This is a genomic window from Acidovorax sp. Leaf191, assembly GCF_001424425.1.
In the GTDB taxonomy this organism is placed as follows: domain Bacteria; phylum Pseudomonadota; class Gammaproteobacteria; order Burkholderiales; family Burkholderiaceae_C; genus Acidovorax.
Map to the genome: position 1 here is coordinate 373,437 of NZ_LMPT01000001.1, position 20,891 is coordinate 394,327.

Sequence of the window (20,891 nt, forward strand, 5' to 3'; positions counted from 1 at the left end):
CTAGGCTGCTGGTGTCACGGCGCACAGAGCGCCGCCATGTCCCGATGGATGCGTTGCTGCGCCGCCTCAGTCCGCTCCACTTCCGGCGGCAGGTCACCGCACTTCTACCAAAACCGCATCGCGCAGGTGTCTGCGGTGTGCGTGAAGAGAACTGACCTCAGCGCGTGCGGCGCACCATCACTTGCACGACGGCAGCTTCCAGTCCGCCGCACGGTCCACGCCGGCCCGGGCGTTCTGGCCCACGGGTATGTACCACACGTCCTGCACCAGGCCGTAGGTCTTGCCGATCTTGCGCAGCTCGCAGCTGCCCCAGAGCTTGGCGATCTCGGCGTTCACGGCCTTCACCAGTTCGGGGTTGTCCTTGTTCAGGCCGAACACCACCTGGCCCAGGCCCGTGAGCAACGGGTAGTCGGGCGATGCGTCGCTGAAGGCGTTGAACTTGATCTTCCACTGCGGGTTCTGCGAGATCGCGTACTGCATCACCGGCGGGTCGCCGATCACCGCGTCGATGCGCCCGGCCAGCAGGTCGCGCACCGCGGCGTCCGAGGTGTCGTACAGCGCCAGTTGCAGGCCGTTGATCTTGCGCAGCTCGGGGATGAACGAGAAGCCCGTGATGGTGCCGACCTTCTTGCCTTCCAGGTCCTTGAGGCGGCTCCAGTCAGTCTTGTCCGACTGCGTGATGCCGTTCTTGAAATAGTGGATGGGGTCGCTCAGCGCCATGATTTTCGAGCGCTGCTCGGTCCAGCCCATGGTGCCGGCCATCACGTCCACGCGTTTGGATTGCACCGAGGCGATGGTGCCCGACCACTCCATCAGCGCGGGCTTGACCTTGAGCTGCAGCGCCTGCGCAATGCGCTGCAAAATCTCGCCGTCGTAGCCCACCATCTTGCCGTCCTGGTAGCCGGTGCCGGGCATGTCGCCCGAGAACGCGATGGTGAAGGCGCCCTTGTCCACGGTCTCCAGGGCGTGGGCCGACAGCCCCAGCGCCGACAGGCAGGTGGCGGCGGCGAACGAGGCCAGCAGCCTCGCGATCTTCGATGTGGGATTGCGCATGGTGGTGATCTCCAGAAGTCCGGTTATTCCGTCCCACCGACTGATGGGATGGATGAATGAACTTTAGGGACGCACCCCGCGCCGCGATTGGAGGTTCTCACAGCGCAATGGAACGGCTGCGACATTGCGGGAAAGCCCGTACCGCGCACCCCCAAACGCCGCTTGTGTAGCCTGCCTGACACCCGTTTGCGCTGCAGCGGCCTACAGTGCACCTTCGTACCCAACAACCCACGGAGACAAGCCCATGCTCAGCATTCCCTCGCTCAAGGACAGCGTGTCCGCCCCAGAATGGCAGTTGCGCTGCGACCTGGCCGCGTGCTACCGGCTCGTGAGCCTTTACGGCTGGAGTGACCTGGTCTTCACCCACATCAGCGCCAAGCTGCCCGAGTCGGTCTCGGGCCCCGAGCACCAGTTCCTCATCAATCCCTACGGCCTGATGTTCGAGGAGATCACCGCGTCGAGCCTGATCAAGGTGGACATGCAGTGCAACAAGCTGCACGACTCGCCCTTCCCGGTGAACCCCGCGGGCTTCGTGATCCACAGCGCCGTGCACGAGGCCCGGCCCGAGGCTGGCTGCGTGCTGCACACCCACACCCGCGCGGGCGTGGCGGTCAGCGCGCAAAAGGGCGGCGTGCTGCCCATCAGCCAGCAGAGCACGTTCGTGCTGGGCTCGCTGGCGTACCACGGGTACGAGGGCGTGGCCTTTCGCGACGAGGAAAAGCCGCGCCTGCAGGCCGACCTGGGCGAGGCCAACTTCCTCATGCTGCGCAACCATGGCCTGCTCACCGTGGGCAAGACGATTGCCGATGCGTTCCTGTCGATGTACACCTTCGAGAACACCTGCCGCATCCAGATCGATGCGCAGGCCGGCGGCGAGCTCACGGCCGTGAACCCGCAGATCGTGAGCGGCGTGGCGCAGGCCATGCGCGTGCAGACAGGCGGCCTGGGCGGTGCGTTTGCCTGGCCCGCACTGCTGCGCAAGGTGCAGCGCGAGGCACCGGGTTACGACAGCTGATGCCGCAGGGGCCGTCCCACACAACCGCGCGCACCCGAACGACAGCAGGCGTCACGCACAAGGCATAGGATGGCGGGTTTCTCCGTCACTTTTTTGGAAGGACCTTTTCATCATGAAGCTGTACTACTCCCCCGGCGCCTGCTCTTTGTCCCCGCACATCGCCCTGCACGAGGCGGGCCTGGCCTTCACGCCCGTGCTCGCCAGCACCAAGAGCCACAAGCTGCAGGACGGCACCGACTACTACAGCATCAACCCGCTGGGCTATGTGCCCATGCTGGAGCTGGACGACGGCACGCGCCTGCGCGAAGGCCCGGCCATCGTGCAGTACATCGCCGACCAGGTGCCCCTGAAGATGCTGGCGCCCACCAACGGCTCGCTGCAGCGCTACCGCCTGCAGGAATGGCTGACCTTCATCGGCACCGAAATCCACAAGGGCTTCAGCCCCCTGTTCAACCCCGCCACGCCTGAGGAATACAAGACCATGGCGCGCGAGAAGCTGCTGCAGCGCCTGCAGTGGGTGGACAGCCAGCTGGCCGACAAGCAGTACCTGATGGGCGACCAGTTCACCGTGGCCGACGGCTACCTGTTCACCGTGACCAACTGGGCCAAGCCGACCAACGTGGATATTTCCGCTCTGACGAACCTGGCCGCCTACCGTGACCGCGTGGCCGCCCGCCCTGCGGTGCAGGAGGCCATGAAGGCCGAAGGCTTGCTGAAATAGTAGGCACCCCCTGAGGCGCTGCGCGCCTTCCCCCTCTCTCGACTCGCTGCGCGATTCGGGAGGGGGACGCACCCAGCGCGGCGGGGCGGCCCTTGCGCGGGTGCGCTGGCCTTGGGCCGCGCCAGTTTCATGCGCTGTGGCGGGCCACAGTTCCGAGACTGACTCAAAGACTAACGCCCCTTCCAGGGCACGAAGCGCTGCTCCAGCCAGCGCATGAACCAGTCGAAGGTCCACGCCACCAGGCCGATGACCAGGATGCCCATCACCACCACGTCGGTGCGCAAAAAGTTCGAGGCATTCAGCACCATCTGCCCCAGCCCCACGGTGGCTGCCACCATCTCGGCGGCCACGAGCGTGGTCCAGCCGAAGCCGATGGCGATGCGCAGGCCCACCATGATCTCGGGCAGTGCAGCGGGCACGATGACGTGCCGCACCAGCTGCCAGCGGCCCGCGCCCAGCGACAGGGCGGCGTTGATCTGTTCTATGCTGGCGCTGCGCACGCCGGCCTTGGCGGCCAGCGCGATGGGGGCAAAACAGGCCAGGTAGATCAAGAGGATCTTGGCGGTCTCGTCGATGCCGAACCAGATCACGATCAGCGGCAGGTAGGCCAGCGGCGGCAGCGGGCGGTAGAACTCGATGGGCGGGTCGAACACGCCGCGCGCCACGCGGCTCACGCCCATGGCGATGCCCACCGGCACGGCCGTGACAGCCGCCAAAGCGAAGGCGCCGAATACGCGGATGGCGCTCCATTGCAGGTGCTTCCACAGCGGCTCACCGCCCTGGATGGTGCCGCGCCAGGCATCGCCGAACGCACGCAGCACGGCATCGGGTGCGGGCAGGAACAAGGGCGGCACCCAGGCCAGGTGCGTGGCCAGCCACCACAGCGCCACCAGTGCGGCCACGCAGGCAGCGCTGATGCCACGGCTCGGCCCGCTGCCGGGCAGACGGAACGGTGCCACGGCACGCAGCGAGGACGCTGCGGGTGCAACGTGCGGCGCGGCAGGTGCATCGGACACGGCTGCGCCGGGCGCATCGCGTCCGATGCCCGGCACTACCAGGATCTGGCTCATCGCATCAGGCATGGGCGGGCTCCGCATTTGCCACGACGCCGGGCGCGATCCAGTCCAGCACGCGTTCGCGCCAGGCGATGAATTGCGCATCCGATTTCACCGTGCGCGCAGCCCGGCCACCCAGGTATTCGGTGTTGAACGCCAGCGCATGCTGCTGCGCGATGCGGCCCGGGCGCGGTGTCATCACGATGAGGCGCGAGGCCAGGAACAGCGCCTCCTCGACATCGTGGGTGATAAAGAAAATCGTCTTGCCTGTGCGCTGCCACAGCTGCAGCACCAGCTCCTGCAGCGACTCGCGGGTGAACGCGTCGAGCGCGCCCAGCGGCTCGTCCATGAGCAGCACGTCGGGGTCGCTGGCCAGGGCGCGGGCCATGCCCACGCGCTGCTGCATACCGCCCGACAGCTGCCACACGGGCGCGTCGGCAAAGGCCTCCAGGCCCACCAGGGCCAGCTTCTCGGTAGCCAATCGACGACGCTCGGTGCGCGGCACGCCGCGCAGGCGCAGGCCCAGCGCCACGTTGTCGACCACGTTGAGCCAGGGCATGAGGGCATGCTTTTGGAACACCACGCCGCGCTCCGCGCCCGGCCCGGTGACGGCGCGGCCGTTGAGCGTGATGCTGCCGGACGATGCCTCGGTGAAGCCCGCGATGCAGTTGAGCAGCGTGGTTTTGCCGCAGCCCGAGGCGCCCAGCGCCACCACCAGCTCGCCGCGGGCGATGTCGAGGTCCACGTCCTGCAGCGCGAGCACCGGCGACGCCTGGCGCGCACCGGCATAGCGCACGTTCAGGCCCCGTATCTGCAGGCCATGTTCTGCGCCGTCACCGTGCCTACTTGGCACGCCGCACCCAGGCGGGGTTCACACCGACGGAATAGTCGGGCAGCACGTTCTGGATGGTGCCCTGCTCTTTCAAAAAGGCCGCAGTGGCCGCCAGCGACTTGGCCACGCCCGAGTCCTTGCCGCCACCCAGCCACTGGTTGGATGCCTGCTCGGCAGGCGGCACGAAGGCGTACAACGCCAGGCTCGCAGGCACGGTGGGCGCCTCGGCCCCGCTCCACTTGGCGACGGACTTGACCTCGGCCGACTCGGCGGTCCAGGCAGCCTTGTGACCGGTGTAGGCCTTGTCGGCATCGGCCAGCACCTGCACGAACTGCGCGAGGAAGCCGTCATGCTCCTTGGCAAAGGCCTTGGTCACGGCCAGTCCGTCGAAGGTGGCCTTGCCGGTCTTGGCCGCGATCTGGCCCGAGGTCACGATGACCTTGCCGTTGGCCTTGGCCTTGGCCAGCACCGGGTCCCACACGAAGGTCGCGTCGATGTCGCCGCGCTCCCAGGCCGCCAGGATCTCGGGCGGGCGCAGGTTCACGATCTGCACGCTCTTGGGGTCCACGCCCGCGTCCTGCAGCGCCACCAGCGCGTGGAAGTGCGTGGTCGACACGAAGGGCAGGCCGATCTTCTTGCCCTTGAGGTCCGCCAGCGTGTTGACGCCCGAGCCGTTGCGCGCCACCAGGGCCTCGGCATCGTTGATGTTGTCCAGCACCCAGAACACCTCGATGGGCACGCCCTGCGAGATGGCCGATGCGAAGGGCGACGAGCCCGCCTCGCCGATGTGGATGGCGCCGGAGGCCAGCGCGCGCACCACCTCGGCGCCGCTGCCCAGCTTGCGGTAGGTGACCTTGTAGCCCGTGCGCTTTTCGACCTCGCGCGTTTCCTGTGCATGGCGCCACGGCACGACCATGTCCTGGTAGCCGATGACCACCTCGCGTGTCTGCGCCAGGGCACTGAAGCCCAATACCGTGCCTACCAGCAAGGCCGCGGCCTGGATGCTTTTTCTGCGTGTTGTCGTTGCCATGGGGGGAATGTCCTCTCGGGATGCGTCGGATGCGGCCACGGTGCGGCGCGGGTCCGCCCATGGCATGAGAGAAAAATTCTAGGCAGCGGGCCGTTGGCGGCTTGCACTGGTTTCGCACTTGGATATGCGAAAACCAACTAACCGCCAGCGCGGCATCTGTGCAGGGCCCTGCTCGCCCTACACCCCGGTCAGCCGCCTGCGCCAGACCCCGCCAGCGGCCTTTGCCGCGACGCCACCAGCGCCCCCGCCCACAGCGCACAGGCCGAGAACACCAGCCCGCGCGCCAGGCCGCCCGGGCCGTCGGCGATCCAGCCGACCACCGTGGGCCCGACAATCTGTCCAGCCGCGAACACGATGGTGAACGCGCTGATGCCGCTGGCCCACAGCACCTGGGGCAGGTTGTGGCGCACCAGCGCCGTGGTCGATGCGACCACCGACAGGAACACCCCGCCGAACAGCAAGCCCGATCCCAGCACCACCGGCCACGCGGACGTGAGCGCCGGCAGCACCGTGGCCACGCCCAGCAGGCCGTTGAGCAGCGCCAGCGCCTGCCCGCCCCGGCTGCGGTCCAGCAGGCCCGCCCAGATGCGCGAGGACAGCAGCACGGCCAGCCCCAGCAGCGCATAGAACCAAGTCACCGCGGTGCCGCTGGCGCCCTGCTCGCGCAGCAGCGCCACCACAAAGGTCATATAGCCGATGTAGCCCACGCCGAACAGGCCATAGCCCAGCAGCGCAGGCCCCAGGGCCCGCCAGCTCACCCGGGCGGGTGGATGCTGCAGATTGAACGGCGTGGGAGGCGCTGCCGGTGCGGCCAGCGCCTGCAGGCGGCGCGCGGGCCACAGCAGCACCGCGGTGGCACCGGCGCAGGCAACGGCCAGCGCCCACCAGGCCCACGCCCAGGCATGCGGCCCGGGTGCGCCCGCCAGCACCGCAGGCACCAGCAGCGCCGACAGGCTGATGCCCCAGCCCGTGCCGCCGTAGTACAGCCCCAGCAGCAGGCCTGCGCGCCCCGCCGCATGCGCCCCCAGGCGCGCCGCCAGCAGCCCGCCCGCGATGAACACCAGCGCGCTGGCACCACCGGCCAGCAGGCGCTGCAGCAGCAGCGGCACCGCATCCACAACAAAGCCGCTGAGCCCCATGAACACCGACGCCAACACGGCGCCCGCCACCAGCACCTTGCCCGGCGCCACGCGCTGCAGCAGCCACGGTGTGGCCAGCGCGCCCAGCAGGTAGCCCAGCGCATTCACCGTGTTCATGGCCCCGGCCAGCGTGTAGGTCCAGCCCAGGTCCTCGCGCATGGGGGGCAGCAGCAGCGCATACGCAAAGCGTGTGATGCCCAGCGACACCGCAGCGCCCATGGAGAGCGCCACCGCCAGCCACAGCGCGGGCAACGTGGCAGGCAACGTGGCCAAGGGCCGGACCGCGCCGGGCGGTGCAGGATGGGAGGGCATGGCGTGCAATTTTGCCGCAGCCGCCTTTCGCGCGCTGGCCGGGCAGCGCCACGGCCCGCAGCGGGGCCGCTGGGGCCAATAGCACAAAACCAGAGCCCTTGTTGACGCCAGTGCGCTGCACGTTTTGCGCTGCAGCATTAACCTTCGGCCTTCGACCGATGGCCCCTGCCGACGTTTTCATCCCACGCTCTATCCGGAAGTTTCATCCCATGCCATTCCTGTCCGACCCCGTCCAAGCTGGTGACCTGCAACTGGCCAACCGCATCGCCATGGCGCCGCTCACGCGCAACCGCTCGCCCAATGCCGTGCCCACCGACCTCGTGGCCACCTACTACACGCAGCGCGCCAGCGCCGGTCTCATCATTTCCGAGGCCACCGCCATCTCGCACCAGGGCCAGGGCTATGCCGACGTGCCGGGCCTGTATGCGCCCGAGCAGATCGCGGGCTGGAAGAAGGTCACGTCGTCCGTGCATGCCGCGGGCGGCAAGATCGTGGTGCAGTTGTGGCACGTGGGCCGCGTCTCGCACACCGACCTGCAGCCCGGCAACGCCGCACCCGTCGCACCGTCGGCCATCCAGGCCAAGACCAAGACCGTGCTCATCAAGGACGGCGTGCCCACCTTCACCGAAACATCGGTGCCCCGCGCGCTGGAGCTGTCCGAGCTGCCCGGCATCGTGCAGGACTACCGCCGCGCCGCGCGTGCCGCCATCGACGCGGGCTTTGACGGCGTGGAAGTGCACGCCGCCAACGGCTACCTGATCGACCAGTTCCTCAAGACCGGTGCCAACCAGCGCACCGACGCGTACGGCGGCAGCATCGAGAACCGCGCCCGCCTGCTGCTCGAAGTGGTCAACGCCATCACCGCAGAGATCGGCGCCGGCCGCACCGGCATCCGCCTGTCGCCCGTCACGCCCGCCAACGACGTGGTGGACGCCGACCCGCAGCCGTTGTTCGACTACGTGGTGCGCCAGCTGGGCCCGCTGGGCCTGTCGTACATCCACGTGATCGAAGGCGCCACGGGCGGCCCGCGCGACATTCCGGACCGCCCCTTCGACTACAACGCGCTCAAGGCCGCATACCGCACAGCCGGCGGCCAGGGCGCGTGGATGGTGAACAACGCCTACGACAAGGCACTGGCCGAAACGGCGCTGGCGAACGGCGCGGACATCGTGGCCTTCGGCCGCCCGTTCATCGCCAACCCGGACCTGGTGCAGCGCCTGCAAAAGGACGCGCCGCTGAACGAGGTGAACCGCGCCACGCTGTACGGCGGCGGTGCCGAGGGGTACACGGACTACCCTGCGCTGGCGGCGTGACGGGAACAGCCCGGCGGGCCGCTTGACGCTCCGCACCGTTCGCTCAGTCCACGCCATCCACACTGTTGCATCGTTCTGCAGGGTGGCATCTCACCCACCGTTCGGGCTGAGCCTGTCGAAGCCCTGCGCGGCGCTTCGACATGCTCAGCGTGAACGGTGTGGGGTGATTTGGCAGCGCGGTGCGGGAGACTGCGAGTCCGTACAACCTCCGGCACTCTGACGCCGTCCTGCGCTCAACCCAGCCCGATCGGGCTCGGCGCCCGCATCACGATGCGGGTGAACAGGCGGTCATAGGCCGGGTCGCGCGCAGGTCCGTGCGCCAGCGGGTTGGCGTTGCCTGCAAACGCGGCGTCGATGGCGGTCCAGTCGGCCTCCGCCAGACACTTCTGCGCGGCCGGCAGCACCACGGCCTCCTCCAGCCGCATGTGCTCCAGGTAGAAGCCGACATACCTGCGCAGCGCATCCGCAAACACCTCGCGGCGCGACTCGCCCATCAGTTCCCAACCCAGCAGCAGGTGCTGCAGCTCGCGCACCGCCGCCTCGCCGCCTGCGTGTTCACGCTCCAGCTGCGCAATGGCGGCAGCGGCATCGGGCGAGCGTTCGGCCACCTTGGGGAACAGCCATTGCGATTCCTTGGGGTGGTGCTGGCGCTCGGGAAACTCGTCGATGTAGAACAGCATCGCGCGCATCACGTCGAAGAACGCGGCGGGTGCGTCGCCCGGCCCCTGGTCGAGCAACAGGCGCAGTGAATGCAGCACCGCCGCCAGCGACGCATGCTCTTCGCGAATGGTGCGCAGGCTGATGGACGGCATGGCAACTCTCCCGGGTGGACAACACAACAACAGCCCGAGAATGGCATGCAGCCGCGCCGCGGCGCATGACGCAGGTCAAACACTCCGCAACCAGCCGCGCCACCGGCTCGGCAGCCGAGGCCAAAGCCAGAACGAAAGCGCTGGTGCGGCCCGCCCATGAAAAAAGCCCTGCAAGCCAAGAATGCCTGCAGGGCCTGGGTGCCCGGTCGTGCGGGCCGCGTCGGTGCGCCGTATCAGCGGGAGAGCAGTGCCCGGCCCGACGCACCGCCCGCCAGCGCCTGCCGCTGCTGTGCCGGAGCTGCCACTGGCGCAGGGTGTGAGCCGTGGTGCGCCCCACCGTGCCCCATCGAATCGGCCAGGCGGAACTGCTGCACCACCTGCGACAGGCGCGCGGCCTGCTCGCGCAGCGACTCGGCAGCGGCGGCGGACTGTTCCACCAGCGCCGCGTTCTGCTGCGTCATGCGGTCAATCTCGCCCACCGACTGGTTGACCTGGCCGATGCCGGCCGACTGCTCGGACGCCGCCGCGGTGATCTCGCCGATGATGTCGCCCACGCGCTGCACGCTGGCCACGATCTCCTTCATGGCCGTGCCCGCGCCTTCCACATGGCGCACGCCGCCGTCCACGGCCGCCACGCTGTTGTTGATCAGGCCCTTGATGTCGCTGGCCGCGGCCGCGCTGCGCTGGGCCAGGCTGCGCACCTCACTGGCCACCACCGCAAAGCCCCGGCCCTGTTCGCCCGCACGGGCGGCCTCCACCGCGGCGTTCAGCGCCAGGATGTTGGTCTGGAAGGCGATGGAGTCGATCAGGCCGATGATGTCGCCGATCTTGCGGCTGGACGCCGAGATTTCCTGCATGCTGGAGACCGCCTGCTGCACCACCGAGCCGCCGTGCGTGGCGGTGTTCGATGCCGATGCGGCGAGCTGGTTGGCCATCTGCGAGGACGACGCCGTCTGCTGCACGGTGGACGTGAGCTGCGACAGCGAGGACACGGCCTCCTGTGCATTGCTGGCGGTCTGCTCGGTGCGCTGCGACAGGTCCTGGTTGCCCGTGGCGATCTCCTGGCTGGCCGTGGCGATGTTGCCGCTGGCATCACGCACCTGCGCCACCAGCGACCCCAGGCCCTGCTGCATCTCGCGCAGTGCGCGCTGCAGGTCGGCCACTTCGTCCTTGCCTTCGGCCTCGATCTTCTGCGACAGGTCGCCGCCCGCAATCGCCTGCGCCATGCGGCGGGCTTCTTCGAGCGGGTTGCAGATGGAGTTCATGTTCATGAGCGTGGTCGGCACCACCACCACCACGGTGATGAGCACCGCCAGCACGAAGAGCCACTTGGTCTCGCTCGATACGCGCGCCTGCTGCGCAATGGCCGTGTCCACATCGGCGCGCAGCACGGTGTCGAGCTCGCTCACGAGCTTGTCGGCCTGGTCGAACTCGGCCACGGCCTTGCCGCTCATGCGATTGGCGATGGTGGCGGTGTCATAGCCGCTGGCTTCGAGCTGGCGGGCCACGTGCCCGAAGAGATCGCGGTAGCTGTCCAGCTTGGCGATGACCTTGCGCACCACCACGTTGTCCGCGTCTTCCTCGCCTTCCAGGAACTTCGCGGCGATCTTCTTGGCCTTCTCCTGGCTGGCCAGCCACTTGGCGTGCGCGGCCTTCACGGCCTCGGTCTTTTCATAGCCGATGATCATGTCCTTTTCGTGCTGGCGGATGGCCCCCATCTCGCCGCGCAACTCGGCCATGTAGCCCACCTTGGCGAACGAGTTGTCCACGAAGTCCTGGCTCATGTCGTGGATGCGGAACATGCCCAGCATGCCTGCGCCACCGAGCAGGCCCAGCAGCCCCAGGACCACCGCAATGGCCCCCAGCATGCGCATTCGGATGGTGAACTGCCGCATGAACGAAAAGAGATTCATGATGTGTCGTCCTTGTATCGGTATGGAGAAGCCGCGAGCCGCGCCCCCGCGCTGCTCTGCAACAAAAAGTTGCAGTTTGCCAGACATCGATGACCGTGCTGTACGTATTTATCACATGCGCCACCGCTTCAGTAAGAGGGCATTCGCCATCACACTGACCGAGCTCAAGGCCATGGCCGCGCCGGCGACCACCGGGCTCAGATAACCCAGCGCCGCCAGGGGAATCCCGGCCACGTTGTAAGCGAAGGCCCAGAACAGGTTCTGGCGGATCTTCATCACCGTACGGTGCGATATGTCCAGCGCCGCCGCCACCAGCCGGGGATCTCCGCGCATCAGGGTGATGCCGGCTGCATGCATGGCCACATCGGTGCCGTTGCCCATGGCCATGCCCACATCGGCTGCGGCCAACGCCGGTGCGTCGTTCACGCCATCTCCCACCATAGCCACTGTCTTGCCGCCCGCCTGCAAAGCCACGACCTGCGCCGCCTTGTCCCCCGGCAACACCTCGGCCATCACCTCGCCCGCAGCGGGGTCCAGGCCCAGCCGCCGGGCCATGGCCTCGGCCGCGCCCCGGTTGTCGCCCGAGATCATCACGGTGCGGATGCCCCGCGCCTTCAGCTGCGCCAGCGCTTCCCGCGCGCCGGGCTTGGGTTCGTCGCCAAAGGCCATCACGGCGCGCAGCACCAGGCCCCCTGCTCCGTGTGTGCCTTCTGCGCCCTGCGTACTGCGCTGGGCCACGGCCGACACGGTGGCGCCTTCGGCCTGCAATGCCTGGGCGCGCGCGGCCAGCGGACCCAGGTCAACGCCCAGCTCCTGCATCCAGCGCAGGCTGCCCACCAGGTAGCTCGCCCCCTGCACCTCACCCTCCGTGCCGCGGCCGGGCACGGCGCGCACGGCGTGCACTGCATCAGGCTGCGCCATGGGCAGGTCGCGCGCCCGGGCAGCGGACACCACGGCGCGGGCCAGCGGGTGCTCGCTGCCGCTTTGCACCGCGGCCACGGCCGCCAGGACAACGCTTTCGTCCTGCCCCGCCACCACCTCGAACGCGGTGAGGCGCGGCTGCCCCACGGTGAGCGTGCCGGTCTTGTCGAAGGTCACCGTGTCCACCTTGTGCGCCAGCTCCAGGGCCTGCGCATCCTTGATGAGGATGCCGTGCTTTGCCGCCACGCCGGTGCCCGCCATGATGGCCGCGGGCGTGGCCAGGCCCAGCGCGCAGGGGCAGGCGATCACCAGCACCGCCACGGCGTGGATCAGCGCCACCTCCCCGCCCGCGCCGGCCCACAGCCAGCCCAGCAGGGTGAGCAGCGCCACGCCCAGCACCACCGGCACGAAGATGGCCGAGACCTCGTCCACCAGGCGCTGGATGGGCGCCTTGGCGGCCTGCGCGTCTTCCACCAGGCGGATGATGTGGGCCAGCACCGTCTCGGCGCCCACGGCGGTCACCGCCATCACGATGCGGCCGTCGCCGTTGATGGAGCCGCCCGTCAGGCCCGCGCCCACATCGCGCGCCACGGGCAGCGGTTCGCCGGTGAGCATGGATTCATCGACCTGCGTGTGGCCCTCGTGCACCGTGCCGTCCACCGGGATGCGCTCGCCCGGGCGCACCACCAGGCGGTCGCCCACCATCACCTCGGCCACGGGCACATCCACCTCGCCGGCCTGGGTCAACAGGTGCACCACCTCGGGCCTGAGCGCGTGCAGCGCGCGGATGGCCGCCGTGGTCTGGCGCTTGGCACGGGCCTCCAGCCACTTGCCCAGCAACACCAGCGTGATCACCACGGCCGAGGCCTCGAAGTACAGGTGCGGCACATGCCCAGATTGCCCCGGGTGGCCCGCGGGCGCCGTGAGCCACAGCCACACCGACAGTCCCCAGCCCGCGCTCGTGCCCAGCGCCACCAGCAGGTCCATGTTGCCCGCCAGCGCCTTCAGCGCATGCCAGCCGGCCTTGTAGAAGCGTGCGCCCAGAATGAACTGCACCGGCGTGGCCAGCGCGAACTGCACCCACGCGGGCAGCATCCACTGGTGGCCGAAAAAGTCTCCCAACATGGGTACCACCAGCGGCGCCGACAGCAGCAGGCCGATGCCCACAGGCAGGAAGCCCGCCCAGGGCGACAGGTCTTCGGCAGTATCGGCCTGCCCGGCGGCACGCGGCTCGTAGCCGGCGTTGCGCACCGCGCGGCGCACCAGCGCCTCCATGGCCGCCGCGTCTACAGCACCGGCCGCCCCGCCCGGCGCCCAGGCCACGCGCGCGGACTCGGTGGCCAGGTTCACGGTGGCGTCCTGCACACCGGGCACCTTGCGCAGCGCGCGCTCCACGCGCGACACGCAGCTGGCACAGGTCATGCCGCCGATGCCCAGGTCGAGCGAGTCCGTGACCGCGGCGAGGGATGTAGGAGAGGTACCGATAGTGTTTGTCGTCATGTATTTATGAGTTCTGGGTTGCGTATGTCGCCCGCTGCCAACGCACCAGCGCGGCCGATGCCAGTGCACCCGTGGAACCAGCTGTGCCGGGCCACCGGGTGCGTCCCCTTCCCGAAGGAGAGCGGGGAAATGCGCAGCATCTCAGGGGGGTGCATGCTCTACCGTACACCTTGACATGATGGCAAGGTCAAGCGGCTCCGAGTCCTTCACGGCATGTTGTCCGATAGCACCGCCTTGCCGTGCAGCGCTCAATGGCCGCATGACGACCGGCCCCACACCCACCCAAAACACCACGCCCCCGCAACCCCGCACCGGCCAGGCCCCGCCCCCACTGGAGCGCGCCGAATTCCGCGAGCGGTTCCTGCAGGACTTCCGCGACCCGCGCTTTGCCGACGAGGCCCCCGATGCGCTCGACCGCATCGAGGCCATCGCCTGGCGCAACTATGACGAAGGCCGCAAGGCCCCGCGCACCCGCAAGGCCGGCCCGGGCTATGCCGACCCGGACTACGACCTGTCGGTGGACTGGATCGAGGCCAAGGAGCGCATCGACGCCGCCCGCACCCGCTGGGCCGACAAGGCAGCGCCATCCCGCGCGCTGCTGGTGTGCGGATCGGCCCGCAACGACGGCACCTGCCCCGGCGAGATCTCCAAGAGCTGGCGCATGCTGAACATGGCGCGCGACGTGCTGGCGGGCGCGCAGATCAAAGTCGACCTGCTCGACCTGAGCCGCGTCACCTCCGACTACGGGCGCCACATCCATCCGTGCAAGGGCTGCGTGTCCACCGCCATGCCGCTGTGCCACTTTCCGTGCAGCTGCTACCCCAACCATGCCGAGCGCCAGACCGGCGACTGGATGAACGAGATCTACGAACGCTTCACCGCCGCGCACGGCGTGATGATCATCACCCCCGTGTACTGGTACCAGGCCCCGAGCCCGCTCAAGCTCATGATCGACCGCCTGGTGTGTGCCGACGGCGGCAACCCCGACCCCACCACCACCCACGGCAAGAAGGCCACCGAGGCCAAGGCGCTGGAACTGGCGGGCTGGGACTACCCCAAGCACCTGGCCGGCCGCGCCTACGCGCTGGCCGTGCACGGCGACGTGGCCGGCATCGAGATGACGCGCCGGGGCCTGTCGGACTGGCTCGACTGGATGGGCTTCATCGACGCCGGCCCCAAGGCACGCCTGGACCGCTACATCGGCTACTACGAAAGCTACGCCCAAAGCCACGAGGTGCTGGACCGCGATACCGCCATGCAGGCCGAAGTGCGCGGCGCCGCCGAGGCGCTGTCCGTGGCCATCACCGAACTGCGCGCAGGCCGCCTGGTGCAGCCCGACGCCGGCGTGCGCCGCCCCCGGCCCAAGTAGTTCGTTCAAACAAAAAGGCCCCTACCGCTGGATGGAAGTGCGCTGGCAGCTATATTTTCAATAGCAGACAGTCCGCACAGCCGCGCCCGGCCTGCCCACAGGCCGTGGGGTCGTTGCATGGGCCTTGACCTTGCCATCGTGTGAAGGTTTACGCTGGCGCCCTGACACCTTACCGATACCCGTCGGACCACCCCCACAGGACTTCCAGGAGCCACCATGACCACGAACGACACCCCCCATGCCGCTTCCTCCACCCAGCTCTTTGACGTGCAGGGCATGACCTGCGGCCACTGCGAGCGCGCCGTGACGCAGGCCGTGCAATCCGCCGACCCCGGCGCCACCGTGCGCATCGACCGCAGCACCGGCCGCGTGGAAGTCGGCAACGCCACCACGCCCCGCGCCGCCCTGGCCGCGGCCATCGCCGAAGAAGGCTATACCGTCGCGCCATGAGCGCCGCCACCGCCTCCCGCGCCCCGGGCCTTGCGGACAGCAACAGCAAAGGCACTGGCAAAGCAGCCATCCCCCACGGCCGGCCCCTGACCATCGGCGAGGCCGCCCGCAGCGCCGGCATCTCGGCCCGCATGGTGCGCCACTACGAGTCCCTGGGCCTCTTGGCCGCCGTGGCCCGCACCGACAGCGGCTACCGCCAGTACACCCAGGCGGACGTGCACACCCTGCACTTCATCCGCAGAAGCCGCGACCTGGGCTTCTCGATGGAAGAGATCGCCGAGCTGCTCGCCCTGTGGCACGACCGCAGCCGCGCCAGCAGCCAGGTCAAGCGCATCGCCCAGGCCCACATCGACGACCTGAGCGAGCGCATTGCCTCGATGCAGGCCATGCAACGCAGCCTGCAGACGCTGGTGTCGTGCTGCAAGGGCAACGAGCGGCCAGATTGCCCGATCCTGGATGACCTGGCGGGGGCGGCGGAGCGTTGACAGGGCGCGCTCGCGGCTCTGTTGGCACTGGCGTCCGGCACTGCAACCACGGCATCTGAGGCGACAGGGAGGCCACCGGCGATCCTCTGGGCTCAGTCCATCCATCGATTCAGCGGAAAAATCGTTTTGCTCCTATAAGGTCAATTTCACGAAACGGCACTCACGAAAACTGCAAATTGACCTCATGAGGTCAAAAATAGCGCAATCAACGGTATCTGTGATGTAATTTGCCCCTATAAGGTCAAAAACCATGCAGCTCAACTTTCGCAACCTGCCCGACTTCGCGGCGCGGCTTCAGGCCGAGCGCAGGCGGCAAGGGCTGTCACGCTCCCAAGCTGCAGCCGTCTGCAACGTGAGCCCTTCATTCATCCGCGATGCTGAAAGTGCGCCAGAACGTTGTTCATTGGGCAAGCTGCTGCTGCTGGCGGAGGGACTGGGGCTGACACTGGACATCACATGGCCGGCAGTGTGGCACCCGCACGAAGACCCCGCCGCTTTGGAGATGGGCAACGCCTCCATCGTGCAGGGCCCGTCCCCCGAGGACAGCGCGCCATGATCCGCCTGCGCGTCTGGGCGAATGCCCGCCCCATGGGCTGGCTGGGCCACGCTGCAGCGGACTTCTTTTTCGAATACGACCCCGAGTGGCTGGCCCAACCGGGCGCATTCGCGCTGGCACCGCAGTTCGCCCTGCAGACGCAGCGCTACACCGGCGTGCTGGTGCGCCATTTCTTCGACAACCTGCTGCCCGAGGGCAACGCGCTGGAAGACATCATGGCCGCGCTGCAATTGCGCCACGCCTCTCGCTTCGACCTGCTGGGCCGACTGGGGCAGGAGCTGCCAGGCGTGCTGGCACTGCTGCCCGACAACGCGCAACCCGAGCAGCATCAGCAGTACCGCCCGCTGCCCCCCGCCATATTGAGCGAGCGCCTGACAGCGCGGCAGACCGTGCCCCTGCTGGTGTCGAACACGACCACCACCATGTCCCTGGCGGGCGCGCAAGACAAGATGGGCCTGCGCCTCGACGAAAAAACCCTGCAGCTGTACGACAGCGTGGGAGCATCACCCACCACGCACATCCTCAAGCCCGACACACGCCAGCCCCGCTATGCGCCCAGCGCCGTTAACGAATACGCGTGCATGCAACTGGCCAAAGCCCTCAAGCTGCCGGTACCGCCCACGTGGCTGGTGCGCGTGCCCGAAGCCGCGTATGTGGTGCGTCGCTATGACCGCACGCTCATCGCCGGAAACATCGTCGCCCTGCACCAGATCGACGGCTGCCAATTGCTGGGCCAGGGCGACGGCTGGAAGTACGAACGCTCTGGCGGCCTGGTAAGCCTGGCCAAGCTGGCCCACGCACTGCGCAGCGTGCGTGTGCCCGGCGCAGACATGCTGCAGTTCCAGCGCTGGGTGATGTTCAACTACCTCACGGGCAACGCGGATGCGCATGCCAAGAACATGTCGGTGCTCATCGACGAACACGGCTACCGGCTGGCACCCTTCTACGACCTGCTGTGCGTGCGGGCCTACGGCGACACAGGCCTGGCCCTGTTCATCGGGGATGAAGACCACTTCGACGCCGTGGGACTCCATTCCTGGGAAGCCTTCTGCGACGACTGTGGCTTCGGGCTGGCCGATACGCTCAAGGTCTTTCGCGCCATAGCCACGGCCCTGCCTGGCGCATGGAAAAAGGTGCGCACGCGGATCGAGGCCGAGCTGCTGCCGACCGCGCCTGAACAGGCCCTGCTGGACGCCATGGAGCAGACCTTTGCAGCGCACTGCCGCAACGGCCTGTCCATGACAGCGCCCGCAGCGCCCTAGTAGTCACCCGCTGGCAAAGCCCCAGGGTGCTGTGGGCCTGCAGCCGTCAGGCAGCGCTCGCCTTTCTCTTTTTGGAGGGCACCACCACCGCTACCGCAGGCGGCGCCGCATCCACCCGCCGCACCACCCCACCCATCAACGTACCAATGCACTGCGCCGCCACCTGCTCGGGCGTGTACTGCCCGCCGGGCTGGTACCAGCGGCCGATCCAGCTCAGAGCGCCCGCAATGACAAAGGCCGTCATCTTCGGGTCGCAGGGTGCGAGCGAACCTTCTGCCACGCCCTCGGTCACCAGGCGGCGGAACTCCTGGTCGACGGCGGACTTGAGGCGGCGCAGCTCCTTGCGGGCCGCGGGGGGCAGTTGCTCGTCGCCGATGCGGATCAGGCACATGCCGAAGTCCTGCGTGACGATGCGCGCATAGACCTGCATGCAGGTGATGAGCTGGTCGATGGCCTGGCCGCCGGCTGCGCGCGAGGCGTCGATGCCCTCCAGCATCATGGTCAGGCCCTGGCTCACGCACTGCAGCAGGATCTCGTCCTTGTTCTTCACGTAGTAGTACAGCGTGGGCTTGGTCACGTTCAGGCGCGCGGCGATGTCGTCGAGGGAGGTGGCGTGAAAGCCGCGCTCGTTGAACAGCTGCGCGGCCGCCTGCAGCACGGCGTTGCGCTTGGCCTCGCGCTGGCGCTCGCGGGGCGACACCGGGGCCGCCATGGCGGGGGCGGCGGCGGTCGCGGCAGCACCACTTTTGCGCCGGGGCGTGGGGGCCGTCGCGGCCGTCGCGGCAATGGTCGTCGTCTTGGTCATGTGCGTATTAGAGCCTTTTCGACGACCGGTCCGCCCGGGGCCCAGGCGCCGCAGCGCCTGGCGGCGGCGCCCGACCGCGGGAAAACCCCGATGCCGCGGGGCCGGCCGCGCCGCCACTATCAAAACAGGAGCTATCAGCGCTCTGCCACCAAGCACCACAAGCCCTTCGACATGACCAACACCGCTACCGACCCCACCGCGTCCGTGCTGCTGGAACGCGACGGCCCCATCGCCACGCTGCGCTTCAACCGGCCCGACGCGCTCAACGCCATCGACGTGGCCATGGCCAACGCTTTTCTGGCCGCGGTGCAGACCGTTGCCGCCGACCCTACGGTGCGCGCCGTGGTGCTGCGCGGCAACGGCCGGGGCTTCATGGCCGGTGGCGACCTGGCCACGCTGCGGGCCCACCCGGTGCAAGGCGCCATCGACATCCTCACCCCGCTGAACCAGGCGCTGCCGCTGCTGGCGCAGATGAACGCCCCCGTCATCGCCCAGGTGCACGGCGTGGCCGCAGGCGCGGGCCTGAGCCTGCTGCTGATGGCCGACTACGTGCTGGTGGCCGAAGGCACGCGCTTCAACCTGGCCTACATCAACCTGGGCACCAGCTGCGACGTGGGCGCATCGTGGGCGCTGCCCCGGCTGGTGGGGGTGCGCAAGGCGCTGGAGATCGCCCTGCTGGGCGACGCCTTCACCGCCGACGAGGCCCTGCGCCTGGGCCTCGTCAACCGCGTGGTGCCGGCGGCGGAGCTGGACGCGGCCACCGCCGCGCTGGCAGCGCGCTTGGCGAGCGGCCCGACCCAGGCCTGCGGCGCGATGAAGCGCCTGATGCGCGATTCAATGGGCCGCACGCTGCCCGAGCAACTGGCGGCCGAGGCCGCTGCGTTCGTGCAGTGCGCGGGCACGCAGGATTTCCAGAGCGGGGTCGACGCGTTCCATGCGCGCCAGAGCCCGCGGTTCACCGGGCGCTGAGAGCGATTGCGGGGCGTTGAACTCGCCTCCCCGGTCTTGAACTCGCCTCTGGCGAGGGTCGTCAGAACGGCGCCGATTCCGGGTCTGTGTCCACCGGTGCCGTGGCCGGCCCGGTGATCGCGCGGCCCGTCACATCCTTCCCTGGGGGCGGTGCCGGCACGGCGGCCGCCAGGCCGGAGCCTGAGCCCGGGGCCGATGACGGAGCGCTGTCGCCACCCGCCGCCACCGCCTGCGCAGCGCTGGCCACGCCGCTTTCCGCCTCGCCGCCCAGGGCCTCGATCAGGTCGGGGATCAGCTTGACCAGTTCGCCCGTGGCAATGGCCACGTCGGTGTCGAAGCCGCTGTCGTCGGACTTGGTGCCCTCGAACACCGTGTCGAGGAACGACACCTTCTTGATCTGGAAGCCCTCGGTGAGCATGAAGGACACGCGGTCGTCCCAGGTCATCGCCAGCTTGGTGGGCAGCTTGCCGGCGTCGATGTGGGCCTGCACCTCTTCGATGTCGAGCGCGTGGCGGGCGTAGCGCACCACGGACTTTTCTTCGCTGGCGCTTTTGAGCTCGCACTCGCGGTCCACGGTGAAGCCCACGGGCGGCTCCTGCTCCTTGAGCCAGTGCGACATCGCGGCCTGCGGGCTCGTCTGGGTGTTGATCAGCGACACCGACAGGCCGGGCAGCGACTCGACCAGCAGCGTGACGACCTCATCGGCGCGGCCCTGGCTGGAGGTGTCCAGCACCAGCAGGCGGGACGCTGTGTCGATCCAGATCCACATCGAGCCCTGCTTGGTGAAGGCCATGGGCAGCAGGTCGAGCTTGGCCTCGTCCTTGAGCTCCTTGCTTTCCTTCTTGCCGGGCTTGCGGCCGGTTTCCTGCTCGATGCGCTCGGCCTTTTCCTTCACCCGACGCGCCAGCACGCTGCCAGGCAGCACCTTGGACTCGACCATGAAACGCAGGATCCACTGGCCCCCGACCGACTCGGCCAGCGGGCCGTGGGCGTCGCCGCGCGGCGGCACCCAGCCCAGGGACTTCTCCTGCGTGGCGCCGCACTCCATGAAAGGCGCCTTGGCCAGCGCTTCCTCGACCTGGGTCAACTCCACCTGCCATTGGGGGGCAATGCGGTACACGATCATGTTCTTGAACACGGGACAACCTTCTTCTCTTCTAGGCGTTGAGCGAACAACGGGCAAACGGCGAATCCGCCATTGTCGGGGCTGCGGGCACCGGTCTCGCGCCGCACCGCAGGCTTCGGCGCATCCGGCGGGAGCATTGCTACATATTTCATAGCTGTCAGCGCCGGATGGACGAGCGGTAGAGGCGGATACCGCCCCAAGGTCCGCGCCGCGTACGGATCTTCTTGTCACAACTTTACACAGCCTCACCCAG

Annotated in this window: 19 protein-coding genes; 9 read left to right on the forward strand and 10 right to left on the reverse strand. The window is 68.5% G+C overall.

The genetic code is table 11. The features are described from left to right. Positions 1 to 177: 177 nt before the first annotated feature. A complete protein-coding gene (locus ASG27_RS01670; RefSeq protein WP_156370401.1) occupies positions 178 to 1,053 on the reverse strand; it encodes an ABC transporter substrate-binding protein in 876 nt (291 codons plus the stop codon). A 244-nt stretch (positions 1,054 to 1,297) separates the two neighbouring features. Between ASG27_RS01670 and ASG27_RS01675 the strand changes: the two genes are divergently transcribed. Next, a complete protein-coding gene (locus tag ASG27_RS01675; protein ID WP_056410667.1) occupies positions 1,298 to 2,068 on the forward strand; it encodes a class II aldolase/adducin family protein in 771 nt (256 codons plus the stop codon). A 112-nt stretch (positions 2,069 to 2,180) separates the two neighbouring features. Beyond that, complete coding sequence (gstA, locus tag ASG27_RS01680; protein ID WP_056171625.1) at positions 2,181 to 2,789, forward strand: glutathione transferase GstA; 609 nt, start codon at positions 2,181 to 2,183, stop codon at positions 2,787 to 2,789. 170 nt (positions 2,790 to 2,959) lie between these two features. On the opposite strand, the gene ASG27_RS01685 is transcribed toward gstA, so the two are convergent. The 4 genes from ASG27_RS01685 to ASG27_RS01700 form a co-directional block, all read right to left on the reverse strand. Then, positions 2,960 to 3,871 (reverse strand): ABC transporter permease subunit, encoded by a 912-nt coding sequence (locus ASG27_RS01685; RefSeq protein WP_156370402.1) that lies wholly within the window; start codon positions 3,869 to 3,871, stop codon positions 2,960 to 2,962. Further along, positions 3,864 to 4,697 carry a taurine ABC transporter ATP-binding protein gene (locus ASG27_RS01690; RefSeq protein ID WP_235503865.1) on the reverse strand — a complete coding sequence of 278 codons (834 nt, stop codon included), beginning with the start codon at positions 4,695 to 4,697 and terminating at the stop codon, positions 3,864 to 3,866. Before ASG27_RS01690 ends, ASG27_RS01685 begins: the two co-directional genes overlap by 8 nt. Next, entirely contained in the window at positions 4,687 to 5,706 is a 1,020-nt protein-coding gene (tauA, locus tag ASG27_RS01695; protein WP_056410672.1) for a taurine ABC transporter substrate-binding protein, read from the reverse strand. The genes ASG27_RS01690 and tauA overlap by 11 nt, the downstream gene beginning before the upstream one ends. Before the next feature lie 188 nt (positions 5,707 to 5,894). Next, positions 5,895 to 7,157, reverse strand: a complete 1,263-nt coding sequence (locus ASG27_RS01700) for a YbfB/YjiJ family MFS transporter (RefSeq protein ID WP_056410675.1) — start codon at positions 7,155 to 7,157, stop codon at positions 5,895 to 5,897. Positions 7,158 to 7,366: 209 nt separating this feature from the next. On the opposite strand from ASG27_RS01700, the gene ASG27_RS01705 reads away from it, so the two are divergent. Further along, positions 7,367 to 8,470, forward strand: a complete 1,104-nt coding sequence (locus tag ASG27_RS01705; protein WP_056410680.1) for an alkene reductase — start codon at positions 7,367 to 7,369, stop codon at positions 8,468 to 8,470. A gap of 233 nt (positions 8,471 to 8,703) precedes the next feature. Here ASG27_RS01705 and ASG27_RS01710 read toward each other — a convergent pair whose 3' ends face one another. From ASG27_RS01710 to ASG27_RS01720, 3 genes are all read right to left on the reverse strand, one after another. Then, entirely contained in the window at positions 8,704 to 9,282 is a 579-nt protein-coding gene (locus ASG27_RS01710; RefSeq protein ID WP_056410683.1) for a hemerythrin domain-containing protein, read from the reverse strand. A 233-nt stretch (positions 9,283 to 9,515) separates the two neighbouring features. Further along, on the reverse strand, positions 9,516 to 11,195 hold the full coding sequence (locus ASG27_RS01715) for a methyl-accepting chemotaxis protein (protein WP_056410686.1): 1,680 nt from the start codon (positions 11,193 to 11,195) through the stop codon (positions 9,516 to 9,518). 111 nt (positions 11,196 to 11,306) lie between these two features. Beyond that, a complete protein-coding gene (locus ASG27_RS01720; RefSeq protein WP_056410688.1) occupies positions 11,307 to 13,616 on the reverse strand; it encodes a heavy metal translocating P-type ATPase in 2,310 nt (769 codons plus the stop codon). A 259-nt stretch (positions 13,617 to 13,875) separates the two neighbouring features. Between ASG27_RS01720 and ASG27_RS01725 the strand changes: the two genes are divergently transcribed. The 5 genes from ASG27_RS01725 to ASG27_RS01740 all read left to right on the forward strand — a co-directional run bounded on the left by ASG27_RS01725 (position 13,876) and on the right by ASG27_RS01740 (position 17,738). After that, a complete protein-coding gene (locus ASG27_RS01725; protein WP_056410691.1) occupies positions 13,876 to 14,985 on the forward strand; it encodes a flavodoxin family protein in 1,110 nt (369 codons plus the stop codon). Positions 14,986 to 15,201: 216 nt separating this feature from the next. After that, positions 15,202 to 15,435: a heavy-metal-associated domain-containing protein gene (locus tag ASG27_RS01730; RefSeq protein ID WP_056410694.1), complete on the forward strand. Its 234-nt coding sequence runs from the start codon at positions 15,202 to 15,204 to the stop codon at positions 15,433 to 15,435. Continuing rightward, positions 15,432 to 15,920: a Cu(I)-responsive transcriptional regulator gene (gene cueR / locus ASG27_RS01735; protein WP_268751086.1), complete on the forward strand. Its 489-nt coding sequence runs from the start codon at positions 15,432 to 15,434 to the stop codon at positions 15,918 to 15,920. The genes ASG27_RS01730 and cueR overlap by 4 nt, the downstream gene beginning before the upstream one ends. Positions 15,921 to 16,170: 250 nt before the next feature. After that, on the forward strand, positions 16,171 to 16,476 hold the full coding sequence (locus tag ASG27_RS25675; RefSeq protein WP_082485704.1) for a helix-turn-helix domain-containing protein: 306 nt from the start codon (positions 16,171 to 16,173) through the stop codon (positions 16,474 to 16,476). Continuing rightward, complete coding sequence (locus ASG27_RS01740) at positions 16,473 to 17,738, forward strand: HipA domain-containing protein (protein ID WP_056410696.1); 1,266 nt, start codon at positions 16,473 to 16,475, stop codon at positions 17,736 to 17,738. The genes ASG27_RS25675 and ASG27_RS01740 overlap by 4 nt, the downstream gene beginning before the upstream one ends. Positions 17,739 to 17,784: 46 nt before the next feature. On the opposite strand, the gene ASG27_RS01745 is transcribed toward ASG27_RS01740, so the two are convergent. Then, on the reverse strand, positions 17,785 to 18,543 hold the full coding sequence (locus ASG27_RS01745; protein WP_056410699.1) for a TetR/AcrR family transcriptional regulator: 759 nt from the start codon (positions 18,541 to 18,543) through the stop codon (positions 17,785 to 17,787). A gap of 171 nt (positions 18,544 to 18,714) precedes the next feature. Between ASG27_RS01745 and ASG27_RS01750 the strand changes: the two genes are divergently transcribed. Beyond that, positions 18,715 to 19,512, forward strand: a complete 798-nt coding sequence (locus ASG27_RS01750) for an enoyl-CoA hydratase/isomerase family protein (RefSeq protein ID WP_056410702.1) — start codon at positions 18,715 to 18,717, stop codon at positions 19,510 to 19,512. 61 nt (positions 19,513 to 19,573) lie between these two features. Here the strand turns inward: ASG27_RS01750 and ASG27_RS01755 are convergent, their stop codons facing one another. Continuing rightward, the gene (locus ASG27_RS01755; RefSeq protein WP_056410705.1) at positions 19,574 to 20,650 is read right to left on the reverse strand and encodes a recombination-associated protein RdgC; all 1,077 of its coding nucleotides are present in this window, start codon (positions 20,648 to 20,650) and stop codon (positions 19,574 to 19,576) included. Between the last annotated feature and the right edge of the window lie 241 nt (positions 20,651 to 20,891).

Excerpts from the sequence above, each read along its gene's own strand:
- ASG27_RS01720 (WP_056410688.1), bottom strand. The coding sequence starts at position 13,616 with ATGACGACAAACACTATCGGTACCTCTCCTACATCCCTCGCCGCGGTC.
- gstA (WP_056171625.1), top strand. The coding sequence starts at position 2,181 with ATGAAGCTGTACTACTCCCCCGGCGCCTGCTCTTTGTCCCCGCACATC.
- ASG27_RS01740 (WP_056410696.1), top strand. The coding sequence starts at position 16,473 with ATGATCCGCCTGCGCGTCTGGGCGAATGCCCGCCCCATGGGCTGGCTG.
- ASG27_RS01710 (WP_056410683.1), bottom strand. The coding sequence starts at position 9,282 with ATGCCGTCCATCAGCCTGCGCACCATTCGCGAAGAGCATGCGTCGCTG.
- ASG27_RS01725 (WP_056410691.1), top strand. The coding sequence starts at position 13,876 with ATGACGACCGGCCCCACACCCACCCAAAACACCACGCCCCCGCAACCC.
- ASG27_RS01750 (WP_056410702.1), top strand. The coding sequence starts at position 18,715 with ATGACCAACACCGCTACCGACCCCACCGCGTCCGTGCTGCTGGAACGC.
- ASG27_RS01675 (WP_056410667.1), top strand. The coding sequence starts at position 1,298 with ATGCTCAGCATTCCCTCGCTCAAGGACAGCGTGTCCGCCCCAGAATGG.
- ASG27_RS01705 (WP_056410680.1), top strand. The coding sequence starts at position 7,367 with ATGCCATTCCTGTCCGACCCCGTCCAAGCTGGTGACCTGCAACTGGCC.
- cueR (WP_268751086.1), top strand. The coding sequence starts at position 15,432 with ATGAGCGCCGCCACCGCCTCCCGCGCCCCGGGCCTTGCGGACAGCAAC.
- tauA (WP_056410672.1), bottom strand. The coding sequence starts at position 5,706 with ATGGCAACGACAACACGCAGAAAAAGCATCCAGGCCGCGGCCTTGCTG.
- ASG27_RS01730 (WP_056410694.1), top strand. The coding sequence starts at position 15,202 with ATGACCACGAACGACACCCCCCATGCCGCTTCCTCCACCCAGCTCTTT.
- ASG27_RS01670 (WP_156370401.1), bottom strand. The coding sequence starts at position 1,053 with ATGCGCAATCCCACATCGAAGATCGCGAGGCTGCTGGCCTCGTTCGCC.
- ASG27_RS25675 (WP_082485704.1), top strand. The coding sequence starts at position 16,171 with ATGCAGCTCAACTTTCGCAACCTGCCCGACTTCGCGGCGCGGCTTCAG.
- ASG27_RS01700 (WP_056410675.1), bottom strand. The coding sequence starts at position 7,157 with ATGCCCTCCCATCCTGCACCGCCCGGCGCGGTCCGGCCCTTGGCCACG.
- ASG27_RS01745 (WP_056410699.1), bottom strand. The coding sequence starts at position 18,543 with ATGACCAAGACGACGACCATTGCCGCGACGGCCGCGACGGCCCCCACG.
- ASG27_RS01715 (WP_056410686.1), bottom strand. The coding sequence starts at position 11,195 with ATGAATCTCTTTTCGTTCATGCGGCAGTTCACCATCCGAATGCGCATG.
- ASG27_RS01685 (WP_156370402.1), bottom strand. The coding sequence starts at position 3,871 with ATGCCTGATGCGATGAGCCAGATCCTGGTAGTGCCGGGCATCGGACGC.